This is a genomic window from Pseudomonas imperatae, assembly GCF_057128625.1.
The window spans coordinates 94298-105332 of the sequence record NZ_JBSKHP010000011.1 but is presented as its reverse complement, the minus strand read 5'-3'; the positions used below and the strand labels follow the sequence as shown (position 1 = coordinate 105332).

7 protein-coding genes are annotated in these 11035 nt (G+C 65.9%); 4 read left to right on the top strand and 3 right to left on the bottom strand.

Going from position 1 to position 11035, the window contains the following annotated elements; all coding sequences use genetic code 11:
• Positions 1–433 precede the first annotated feature (433 nt).
• A complete protein-coding gene (gene hglS / locus ACWKWX_RS15700; RefSeq protein ID WP_483828252.1) occupies positions 434–1825 on the top strand; it encodes a 2-oxoadipate dioxygenase/decarboxylase HglS in 1392 nt (463 codons plus the stop codon).
• A gap of 3 nt (positions 1826–1828) precedes the next feature.
• Here the strand turns inward: hglS and ACWKWX_RS15695 are convergent, their stop codons facing one another.
• Both ACWKWX_RS15695 and ACWKWX_RS15690 read right to left on the bottom strand, forming a co-directional pair.
• Positions 1829–3814, bottom strand: coding sequence for a methyl-accepting chemotaxis protein (locus ACWKWX_RS15695; RefSeq protein WP_483828251.1), 1986 nt, complete (start codon positions 3812–3814; stop codon positions 1829–1831).
• Positions 3815–4006: 192 nt separating this feature from the next.
• Entirely contained in the window at positions 4007–4927 is a 921-nt protein-coding gene (locus tag ACWKWX_RS15690; RefSeq protein ID WP_473005063.1) for a LysR substrate-binding domain-containing protein, read from the bottom strand.
• Positions 4928–5079: 152 nt separating this feature from the next.
• Here ACWKWX_RS15690 and ACWKWX_RS15685 point away from each other — a divergent pair, with 152 nt between their 5' ends.
• Positions 5080–6516 carry a NorM family multidrug efflux MATE transporter gene (locus ACWKWX_RS15685; protein WP_416421847.1) on the top strand — a complete coding sequence of 479 codons (1437 nt, stop codon included), beginning with the start codon at positions 5080–5082 and terminating at the stop codon, positions 6514–6516.
• On the opposite strand, the gene ACWKWX_RS15680 is transcribed toward ACWKWX_RS15685, so the two are convergent.
• On the bottom strand, positions 6440–8104 hold the full coding sequence (locus tag ACWKWX_RS15680; protein ID WP_416421846.1) for a putative bifunctional diguanylate cyclase/phosphodiesterase: 1665 nt from the start codon (positions 8102–8104) through the stop codon (positions 6440–6442). The genes ACWKWX_RS15685 and ACWKWX_RS15680 overlap by 77 nt on opposite strands.
• A 264-nt stretch (positions 8105–8368) precedes the next feature.
• On the opposite strand from ACWKWX_RS15680, the gene rep reads away from it, so the two are divergent.
• On the top strand, positions 8369–10378 hold the full coding sequence (gene rep / locus ACWKWX_RS15675) for a DNA helicase Rep (RefSeq protein WP_416421845.1): 2010 nt from the start codon (positions 8369–8371) through the stop codon (positions 10376–10378).
• Positions 10379–10433: 55 nt separating this feature from the next.
• Complete coding sequence (locus ACWKWX_RS15670; protein WP_416421844.1) at positions 10434–11006, top strand: xanthine phosphoribosyltransferase; 573 nt, start codon at positions 10434–10436, stop codon at positions 11004–11006.
• Positions 11007–11035: the final 29 nt, after the last annotated feature.

Here is an 11035-nt window from a genome sequence, read left to right as displayed (position 1 = left end):
GCGCGCAGCCCGCCGATCGCGCCGTTTGCATCGCGGCCAAGGCCGGCTCCTACCCCGCACGCGGTAGGAGCCGACCTTGGTCGCGATGAAGGCAACACGGTTCCTGTAGCAGCGGCCCCAGGCCGCGTCCAAGGTGCCGCGCTGCTCCCGGCACACCGCAGCGAACCCGGACGCCGCCTGCGGCAGCTGCTACAGGGACGCGCGCAGCCCGCCGATCGCGCCGTTTGCATCGCGGCCAAGGCCGGCTCCTACCCCGCACGCGGTAGGAGCCGACCTTGGTCGCGATGAAGGCAACACGGTTCCTGTAGCAGCGGCCCCAGGTCGCGTCCGGGCTTGCACGAATTTGCGGAATGAAACACCTACTTTTTTTCGCTTGCGGCCCCTGGTCATTCCCCGCTTTCATAGGCGCAGCTCATTCACTCGGAGTTTCGCCATGCCCAGCTTCGTCAGCCCCGACCAGATCCGCGCCCGGTTCTCGCGGGCCATGTCTGCCATGTACAAGCAGGAGGTGCCGCTCTACGGGGCGCTGCTGGACCTGGTAGGCGAGGTCAACCAGGCCGTCATGGCCCAGCAGCCGGAGGTCGCCGAGGCGCTGCAATGGACCGGCGAAATCCAGCGCCTGGACATGGAGCGCCACGGCGCCATCCGCGTGGGCACCGCTGCGGAGCTGGCCACCATCGGCCGCCTGTTCGCGGTCATGGGCATGCAGCCCGTGGGCTACTACGACCTGACGCCCGCCGGCGTTCCGGTGCATTCCACGGCCTTCCGCGCAGTGCACGAGCAGGCCCTGCAGGTCAGCCCGTTCCGCGTGTTCACCTCGCTGCTGCGCCTTGAGCTGATCGACAACCTGCCCCTGCGCGAACTGGCCCAGGGCCTGCTGGCGCAACGGCAGATCTTCACCCCGCGCGCGCTGCAACTGATTGACCAATGCGAACGCGACGGCGGCCTCGATGAAACGGACGCCGAGGCCTTCGTCACCCAGGCCCTGGAAACCTTCCGCTGGCACCATAGCGCCACCGTCAGCAGCGCGCAGTACCAGCAACTGCACGACCAGCACCGGCTGATCGCCGACGTGGTGGCCTTCAAGGGCCCGCACATCAACCACCTGACCCCGCGCACCCTGGACATCGACGCCGTGCAGGCGGCGATGCCCGGCAAGGGCATCACCCCCAAGGCCGTGATCGAAGGCCCGCCCACCCGCCGTCACCCTATCCTGCTGCGCCAGACCAGCTTCAAGGCCCTGCAGGAAAGCATCACCTTCACCGACCAGCACGGCACCCGTGGCAGCCACACCGCGCGCTTCGGCGAGATCGAACAGCGCGGCGCAGCGCTGACGCCCAAGGGGCGAGCGCTGTACGACCGTTTATTGAACAATTCCCGCGAGGCGCTGGCAGGCTTCCCCAGCGAAAGCAACGCCGAAGAGTACATGCGCCAGCTGGGCGAACATTTCGCCGAGTTTCCGGATGATATGCGGCAGATGCGCGAGCAGGACCTGGCCTACTTCCGCTACTTCGCCACCGAGCAAGGCCTGGCGGCACGCGACCAGGCTGGCCGCCCCACCAGCCTGCAAGGGCTGATCGACGCCGGCCACGTGCACTTCGAGCCGTTGGTGTACGAGGACTTCCTGCCCGTCAGCGCCGCCGGGATCTTCCAATCCAACCTCGGCGACGCGGCCCAGAGCAATTATGCCGGCGGCTCGACCCAGGACAGCTTCCACCTGGCCCTGGGCCGGCCGGTGCTCGACGAGCTTGAGCTGTACGCCCAGAGCCAGCGCCGCTCACTGCAACAGTGCGCGGCGCAGCTGGGGTTGGCGAGCCTGGCCTGAGGCTTAGCGGCCGACGCGGAAGCGGTTCACTTCCTGGCGCAAGTCGGCGGCCAGGGTTTCCAGCTCGCGGGCAGTGATGGCCAGGTTGGAGACCACTTCGCGCTGTTCGCTGTTGGCCAGGGCAATGCTCTGCAGGTTGCTGCTGAGCAAGGTGGCGGTGCTGCTCTGTTCCTGAGTGGCCGTGGTGATGGCGGCGAACTGCTCGCCCGCCGAGCGGCTCTGCTCATCAATGTGCGACAGCGCCGCGGCGACCTTGGCGTTGCGCGACAGGCCTTCTTCCATCAGTTCCTTGCCCTGCTCCATGGTGCTGATGGCATTGCCAGTCTCGTGCTGGATGCTGCCGATCATGGCCGAGATTTCATCGGTGGCCTGGCGCGTGCGCGAGGCCAGGCTGCGCACCTCGTCGGCGACCACGGCAAAGCCGCGGCCCTGCTCGCCAGCGCGCGCCGCTTCAATGGCGGCGTTCAGCGCCAGCAGGTTGGTCTGCTCGGCGATCGAGGTAATAACCCCGACAATGCCGCCGATTTCCTGGGAACGCTGGCCCAGGGTGTTGATGACGGTGGCGGTGCTGTTCAGCGCGCCGGCGATCTGCTCCAGCGACGACGACGCCTCGGTCATCGAGCTGCGGCCGATGCGCGTCTGCTCGGCGTTCTGCTGGGCCATGCGCTGGGTGTTGCCCATGTTGTCGGCGATGTTCAGCGACGTGGCGCTGAACTCTTCCACCGCGCCGGCCATGCTGCTGATCTCGCCGGACTGCTGCTCCATGCCCTCGTAGGCGCCGGTGGACATGCCCGACAGCGCCTGGGCGCGGCCACTGACCTCGTGGGCGGCGTTGCGGATGTGCGTCACCATGGTGGCCAGGGCTTCGCCCATGTGGTTGAAGCTGCGCGCCAGCTGGCCGATTTCATCGTTGCTGGCCACGTTCAGGCGCGCGTCCAGGTCGCCAGCGCCCAGCGCTTCGGCCTGGCGCACCAGCTCACCCAGCGGCTTGAGCTTGCTGCGCAGCAGCCACATGGACACGCCCACCGCCAGCAGCATGGCCAACAGGCTGCCGATGGCCAGGCGAATGCCCACGCTCCAGGTCACCGCGCGGATTTCGGCCTTGGGCATGGTCGCCAGCACGCTCCAGGGGCCGCCATCAAAGCGCACGGCCACGCTGTAGAAGTCTTCGTTGGTGTCGCTCCAGAAGTCACCCTGGCCCGGGTGCTTGATGAAGTCGTCGAGAATGTCGGTGGCCTTGGCCAGGCCCTGCACGCCGGCGGGTGCCACCAGCCACTTGCTGTTTTCGTCCAGCAGCGCCAGGGAACCAGTGTGGCCGATGCGGAAGCGGCGCAGGTTGTCGAACTGGGCGTTCTGCGCGTCGGTGTAGTCGAAGCCGACGAACAACACGGCGATGACCCGGCCGTTGCGGTCGCTGACCGGGGTGTACTGGGTCATGTAGTAGCGGTCGAACAGTAGCGCGCGGCCCACGTAGTTCTGGCCGGCCAGCAGGCGCGTGTACGCCGGGTGCTGGTGGTCGAGCAGGGTGCCGATGGCGCGGCTGCCGTCCTGCTTGGTCAGCGAGGTGCTGACGCGCACGAAGTCGTCGCCCTTGCGCACGAACACGGTGGCCACGCCGGCGGTCATCTGGCGGAAGTCGTCCACTTCGCGGAAGTCGTTGTTCAGCGCCTTGCCGTTGAGCAGCAGCGCCGGGGTGGCGACGCCGGCCACGGTGATGGGCGCGTCGCTGTCCAGGGTCAGGCCGCTGGCGAAGCGCTTCTCGAACAGCCCACTAAGGCGCTGGGTGCTGTCGCGCAGGGTGCCGTGGAAGGTGCTGAGCTGGTCGGCCAGCAGGCGCGCCTCGCTGGCCAGGTGCTGCTCGCGGGTGGCGAGGTTGGCGCTGTCCAGCGAGCGCAGGGCAAAGACAGTACTGCCGGTAATGACGACAGCGAGAATGGCCGCAAGGGCGATACCGAGTTGCGAGGCAATCCGGGCACGGGGTTGAGACATGATGGCTCCTGACCGCAGGGCACACCCGAGATGCTCGGGGCCAGGCGGCGTAGTGTTCGATTCGGTTTTAAACGGACCTTTCTGGATGAGGTCCTGCACCCTGTAGATTCGGCTGCGACGGCCAATACTTGAGTGCTTGGGCAGGTTATTCGCAAACGTTAAACTGATGGCATTTTAAAGGCTTTTCGCCACCTAGCGCAGAATTTCGACCACCGGCAGTTCCATGGCCTGCACCTCGGCCTGCAGGAAATCACTCAGGCGTTTGAGACGCTCGCCACCCGGCCGGGTCTTGGGCCACACCAGGTAATAATTCAGTCCACTGGCCACGGCGGTCGGCCACGGCAGGCTCAAGCGGCCCTGGGCCACGTCTTCGGCCACCATCAGCAGGTCGCCGATGGACACGCCATAGCCCCTGGCGGCGGCAATCATCCCCAGCTCCAGGGTATCGAAGGCCTGGCCGCCCTTGAGCGATATACGCTCGGCCAGGCCCATGCGCTCCAGCCAGTCGCGCCAGTCGCGGCGGTCCGGCGTGGGGTGCAACAACTCCACCGCCGCCAGTTGCTCCACGGTCCACGGCTGGTCGCTGATCAACGCCGGCGAACCCACCGGGATCAGCAGTTCGGGGAACAGGTAGGTGGCCTGCCAGTCGGGTGGGAAATTGCCGTCCCCCAGCAGCACCGCGCAGTCGAACGGCTCGTGGTTGAAGTCCACGTGGTCCACGTCCATCCAGGCGCTGGTGAGCTGCACCTCGTTGCCGGCCTGCAGGTGGCGGAAGCGGCTGAGCCGTGCCAGCAGCCAGCGCATGGTCAGCGTGGAAGGCGCTTTCATGCGCAGCACATCGTCTTCGCTCTGCAGCGTGGCGCAGGCGCGCTCCAGGGCGGCGAAGCCCTCGCGCACGCCGGGCAGCAGCAGGCGCGCCGACTCGCTGAGCTGCAGGTTGCGGCCGTTGCGCTGGAACAGCCGGCAGGAAAAGTGCTCTTCAAGGGTACGAATGTGCCGGCTGACCGCGCTCTGGGTAATCGATAACTCATCCGCCGCACGCGTGAACGAGCTATGGCGGGCGGCGGCCTCGAAGGCACGCAGGGCATACAGAGGCGGCAGGCGACGGGACATGAGGGCAATTCCTGGAAAAATCACGGGCGCTGGCAAACGACGTTGCTCGAATGAGTAAAACTCATGCCAGGCATCGTTTTTATCCTTTTGTGCCAAAGTCGACAAGCGCCCAGAATTGCCGCTCTCCTGCTACCTGTGAAACGAGCCTGCCCATGCCTTCCGCCATCCGTATCGAACTCGGTGCCCTGCTACGCCTGGCGGGGCCGCTGATTGCCTCGCAACTGGCGCACATGCTGATGGTGCTCACCGACACCCTGATGATGGCCCGCCTCGGCCCGCAAGCCTTGGCCGGCGGTAGCCTGGGCGCGGTGAGCTACACCTTCGTGTCGATTTTCTGCATTGGCGTGATCGCCGCCGTGGGCACCCTGGCGTCCATCCGCCAGGGTGCTGGCGACGTGCCCGGGGTGACGCGCCTGGCCCAGGCCGGGCTATGGCTGGCCTGGGCCATGGCCCTGGCGGGGGCGTTGGTGATGTGGAACCTGGGCCCGGTGCTGCTGATGCTGGGCCAGACGCCGGAAAACGTCGACGGCGCGCGGCAGTTCCTGTTGCTGCTGCCCTTCGCCCTGCCCGGCTACCTGAGTTTCATGGCCCTGCGCGGCTTTACCAGCGCCCTGGGCCGCGCCGGCCCGGTGATGATGATCAGCCTGGTGGCCGTGGTGGCCAACTTCGGCCTCAACTACGCACTGATAGAAGGCCTGTTCGGCCTGCCGAAGCTGGGCCTGACCGGTATCGGCCTGGTCACGGCCATCGTCGCCACCGGCATGGCTGCGGCACTGGCGCTGTATATCCGCCTGCATTCGGCCTACCAGCCCTACCCGCTGCGCCAGGGCCTGGCGCGCCCGCACCTGGCGGCGTTGCGGGAACTATGGCGGCTGGGCCTGCCAATTGGCGGCACCTATTCGGTGGAGGTCGGGCTGTTCGCCTTCGCGGCGTTGTGCATGGGCACCATGGGCAGCACGCAACTGGCGGCCCACCAGATTGCCCTGCAGATCGTCTCGGTGGCGTTCATGGTGCCGGCCGGCCTGTCCTATGCGGTGACCATGCGCGTGGGCCAGCACTATGGCGCCGGCAACCTGCACGCCGTACGCCTGGCCGGGCGCGTGGGCATCGGCTTCGGCGCCCTGGCCATGCTCGGCTTCGCCCTGCTGTTCTGGGTGGCGCCACAGCCGCTGGTGGAGCTGTTCCTGGACCGCGACAACCCAGGCTTCACCGGGGTGATCCAGCTGGCCGTGGTGCTGTTGGGCATCGCCGCCTGGTTCGAACTGTTCGACGGCGTGCAGACCATCGCCATGGGTGCCATTCGCGGCCTGAAGGACGCCAAGGTGACCTTCCTGGTCGGCCTGGGCTGTTACTGGCTGATTGGCGCGCCCGCGGCGTGGTTGCTGGCGTTCCCGCTGGGCTGGGGGCCGCAGGGGGTATGGTGGGGTCTGGCGCTGGGGCTGGCCTGCTCGGCCACCAGCCTGACGCTGGCGTTCGAGTGGCGCGTGCGGCGGCTCAAGGCCGCCGCCGCGCTCAGCCCTGCACCGCGCGCTGGGACAGCCCAAACATCAGGTACTCCTGAAGCTCGGGCAGGGGCAGAGGCTTGCTGATCAGGTAACCCTGCACCTGGTCGCAGCCAAAGCTGCGCAGCAGGGCCAGTTGCTCGGGCGTCTCGACGCCCTCGGCCACCACTTCCAGGCTCAGGTTGTGCGCCAGGTTGATCATGGCGTGCACCAGCTTGCGGTTCTCCTCGCGCTGCTCCATGCCGCCGACGAAGCTCTTGTCCACCTTCAGCAGGGCGATGGGCAGGCTGTTGAGGTGCACGAACGACGAAAAGCCGGTGCCGAAGTCGTCCAGCGAGAAACGCACGCCCAGGCGGCCCAGCGCGTCCATGGTCTGCTTGACCAGGTCGTTGCGGCGCATCACCGCGGTTTCGGTCAGTTCGAACTCCAGCCAGCGCGCATCGATGCCACGGTCGGCGATCAGCCGGCCCAGGGTGGCCAGCAGCTGGCTGTCCTGGAACTGCCGGAACGACAGGTTCACCGCCATGTGCAGCTCCGGCAGGCCGGCTTCGCGCAGCGCCTGCATGTCGCGCAGCGCGCGGGAAATCACCCAGTAGCCCAAGGGCACGATCAGCCCGCTCTGCTCGGCCAGCGGCACGAACTCGCTGGGCGGCAACAGCCCGCGCTCGGCGTGGCGCCAGCGCACCAGCGCCTCCAGGCCGACGATGGCGCCGCTTTGCAGGTCCAGGCGCGGCTGGTAGTGCAGTTCCAGTTCGTCACGGCGCAGGGCGCGGCGCAGCTCGCTTTCCAGGTCGGCGAGGCTGCGGGCGTTGCGGTTGATGCGCTCGTTGAAGACATGGAAGGTGCAGCCCTGGGTGCTCTTGGCCTGCTGCATGGCGATGTGCGCGTGCCACATCAGCGGGTCGGCGCCGGCCTGGGCGCGGGCGTGGGCGATGCCCAGGCTGCAGCCAATCAGCAGGCTTTCGCCATCTACCCAATAGGGCTCGGCCAGGGCCTCGACGATGTTCTCGGCCAGCCGCTCGGCGCGCTCGGCGTCGCGGCGGGTGTCGATCAACAAGGCGAACTCATCGCTGCCCAGGCGTGCCAGCTGGTCGCCGGCGTCCAGTTGGCTGCGCAGGCGGGCCACCACCTGCAGGATCAGGCGGTCGCCGGCCTGGTGGCCAAGGGCGTCGTTGGCGTGGCGGAAGTTGTCCAGGTCCAGGTGCCCCAGGGCCAGGCCGCGGCCCTCGAATTCAGCCAGGCGCGCGTTGAGCAGGGTCTGGAAGCCCTGGCGGTTGGCGATGCCGGTCAGTGGGTCCTGCTCGGCCAGGCGCTGCAGCGTGCCTTCCAGCACCCCGCGCTCGCGCACGTGGCGCAGGCAGCGGCGTAGCGCATCGACGCTCAGTGTGTCGCGTACCAACCAGTCGCTGGCGCCCAGGGGCGGCTGCGCCGGCTCCTGTTCCAGCAGCAACACCACCGGCAGGCTGCAACGCCCCGGCACCGGTTGCAGCTGCGGGGTCGCCAGCACCACGGCGGTGCGGTCGGTCTGGAACACCTCGCCCAGCGCCTCGAACGACTGCGCCACCACCAGCATGGCGGCGGCGCCAAGCGGTGCCAGGCACTCGCGCAACGACGCCGCCCAGGCTGGGTCGTTGGCCAGAAGCAACAGGCGCACAGGTTCGACGGGCGTAGACAAGCGGGCTCCTCAGGAAAATCCACTGGCAAATACGGCAGGAAAAAGGACTGCATCACAGGACGCGACAACCCCGGGATGGCGACGGCAGCCATCCCTGACCGCTATTTTCGACTATCTGCGGTAAAATTGTTACGTATCCTGCGGCAAAGTATCAAAAGCGGCAAATTTAGATAGAGGGATGCGTCACAGTGTCGGATGGTCGCGGCATTATTCCTCGACCCTGTTAAAATGCCCGGCCATTTTCGCTAGCGACCCTAATTTCGCATGTCCCGACTCAACCCCCGGCAGCAAGAAGCCGTGAACTACGTCGGCGGCCCTCTTCTGGTGCTCGCCGGTGCCGGCTCCGGCAAGACCAGCGTGATCACCCGCAAGATCGCCCATTTGGTGCAGAACTGCGGCATCCGCGCCCAATACATCGTCGCCATGACCTTTACCAACAAGGCCGCGCGCGAGATGAAGGAGCGCGTGGGCACCCTGCTGCGCGGCGGCGAAGGCCGCGGCCTGACCGTGTCCACCTTCCACAACCTGGGCCTGAACATCATCCGCAAGGAGCATGCGCGCCTGGGCTACAAGCCTGGTTTCTCGATCTTTGACGAAACAGACGTCAAGGCATTGATGACCGACATCATGCAAAAGGAATACTCGGGCGACGACGGCGTCGACGAGATCAAGAACATGATCGGCGCCTGGAAGAACGACTTGATCCTGCCGCCCGAGGCGCTGGAAAACGCCCGCAACCCCAAGGAACAGACCGCAGCCATCGTCTACACCCACTACCAGCGCACGCTCAAGGCGTTCAACGCGGTGGACTTCGACGACCTGATCCTGCTGCCGGTCAAGCTGTTCCAGGAACACGCCGACATCCTGGAAAAGTGGCAGAACCGCGTGCGCTACCTGCTGGTGGACGAATACCAGGACACCAACGCCAGCCAGTACCTGCTGGTGAAACTGCTGATCGGCACCCGCTGCCAGTTCACCGTGGTGGGCGATGACGACCAGTCGATCTACGCCTGGCGCGGCGCGCGCCCGGAAAACCTGATGCTGCTCAAGGACGACTACCCGTCGTTGAAAGTGGTGATGCTGGAGCAGAACTACCGCTCCACCAGCCGCATCCTGCGCTGCGCCAACGTGCTGATCGCCAACAACCCGCACGCCTTCGAGAAGCAACTGTGGAGCGAAATGGGCCACGGCGACGAGATTCGCGTGCTGCGCTGCAAGAACGAGGACGCCGAGGCCGAGCGCGTGGCCATGGAAATTCTCACCCTGCACCTGCGCACCGACCGCCCCTACAGTGACTTCGCCATCCTGTACCGCGGCAACTACCAGGCCAAGCTGATCGAGCTGAAGCTGCAGCACCACCAGGTGCCCTACCGCCTCAACGGCGGCAACAGTTTCTTCGGGCGCCAGGAAGTGAAGGACCTGATGGCCTACTTCCGCCTGATCGTGAACCCGGACGACGACAACGCCTTCCTGCGGGTAATCAACGTGCCGCGCCGCGAGATCGGCTCCACCACCCTGGAGAAGCTCGGCAACTACGCCACCGAGCGCAAGATTTCCATGTACCAGGCCACCGACGAGCTGGGCCTGACCGAGCACCTTGACGCGCGCTTCACCGACCGCCTGTCGCGCTTCAAGCGCTACATGGACAAGGTGCGCGAGAACTGCGCCGGCGAGGACCCGATCGCCGCCCTGCGCAGCATGATCATGGACATCGACTACGAAACCTGGATTCGCACCAACAGTTCCAGCGACAAGGCCGCCGACTACCGCATGAGCAACGTGTGGTTCCTGGTGGAGGCCCTGAAGAACACCCTGGAAAAAGACGAAGAAGGCGGCATGACCATCGAGGAAGCCATCGGTAAACTGGTGCTTCGCGATATGCTTGAACGTCAGCAGGAAGAGGAAGACGGTGCCGAGGGCGTGCAGATGATGACCCTGCATGCCTCCAAGGGCCTGGAATTCCCCTACGTGTTCATCATGGGCATGGAAGAGGAAATCCTTCCGCACCGCTCCAGCATCGAGGCCGACACCATCGAGGAAGAGCGCCGCCTGGCCTACGTGGGTATCACCCGCGCACGCCAGACCCTGGCGTTCACCTTCGCGGCCAAGCGCAAGCAGTACGGCGAAATCATCGATTGTGCGCCCAGCCGTTTTCTCGATGAATTGCCGCCGGATGATCTCGCCTGGGAAGGCAATGATGACACCCCCACGGAAGTCAAAGCCGTAAGAGGCAACAATGCATTGGCCGATATTCGCGCCATGCTCAAACGCTGATTCAACACCGCCTCGGCCCCGTAGCCGGGGCCAATACGTATATTGAGGAACTGCCGTGGAAGCACTGCACAAGAAAATTCGCGAAGAAGGCATCGTGCTTTCCGATCAGGTACTGAAGGTCGACGCCTTCCTGAACCACCAGATCGACCCGGTCCTGATGCAGCAGATCGGCGACGAGTTCGCCCGCCTGTTCGCGGACTCCGGCGTGACCAAGATCGTCACCATCGAAGCCTCGGGCATTGCCCCGGCGGTGATGACCGGCCTGAAACTGGGCGTGCCGGTGATTTTCGCGCGCAAGCACCAGTCGCTGACCCTGACCGAGAACCTGTTGTCGGCCACCGTCTACTCGTTCACCAAGCAGACCGAGAGCACCGTGGCCATCTCGCCGCGCCACCTCAACAGCAGCGACCGCGTGCTGGTGATCGATGACTTCCTGGCCAACGGCAAGGCGTCCCAGGCGCTGATCTCGATCATCAAGCAGGCCGGCGCCAGCGTTGCCGGCCTGGGTATCGTCATCGAGAAGTCGTTCCAGGGCGGCCGCGCCGAACTGGACGCCCAGGGTTACCACGTGGAATCCCTGGCGCGCGTTAAGTCGTTGAAAGATGGCGTGGTTACGTTCATCGAGTGACGGCTGACGCAGCCTTCGGCAGCTGCTAC

Excerpts from the sequence above, each read along its gene's own strand:
- hglS (WP_483828252.1), top strand. The coding sequence starts at position 434 with ATGCCCAGCTTCGTCAGCCCCGACCAGATCCGCGCCCGGTTCTCGCGG.
- ACWKWX_RS15695 (WP_483828251.1), bottom strand. The coding sequence starts at position 3,814 with ATGTCTCAACCCCGTGCCCGGATTGCCTCGCAACTCGGTATCGCCCTT.
- ACWKWX_RS15690 (WP_473005063.1), bottom strand. The coding sequence starts at position 4,927 with ATGTCCCGTCGCCTGCCGCCTCTGTATGCCCTGCGTGCCTTCGAGGCC.
- ACWKWX_RS15685 (WP_416421847.1), top strand. The coding sequence starts at position 5,080 with ATGCCTTCCGCCATCCGTATCGAACTCGGTGCCCTGCTACGCCTGGCG.
- rep (WP_416421845.1), top strand. The coding sequence starts at position 8,369 with ATGTCCCGACTCAACCCCCGGCAGCAAGAAGCCGTGAACTACGTCGGC.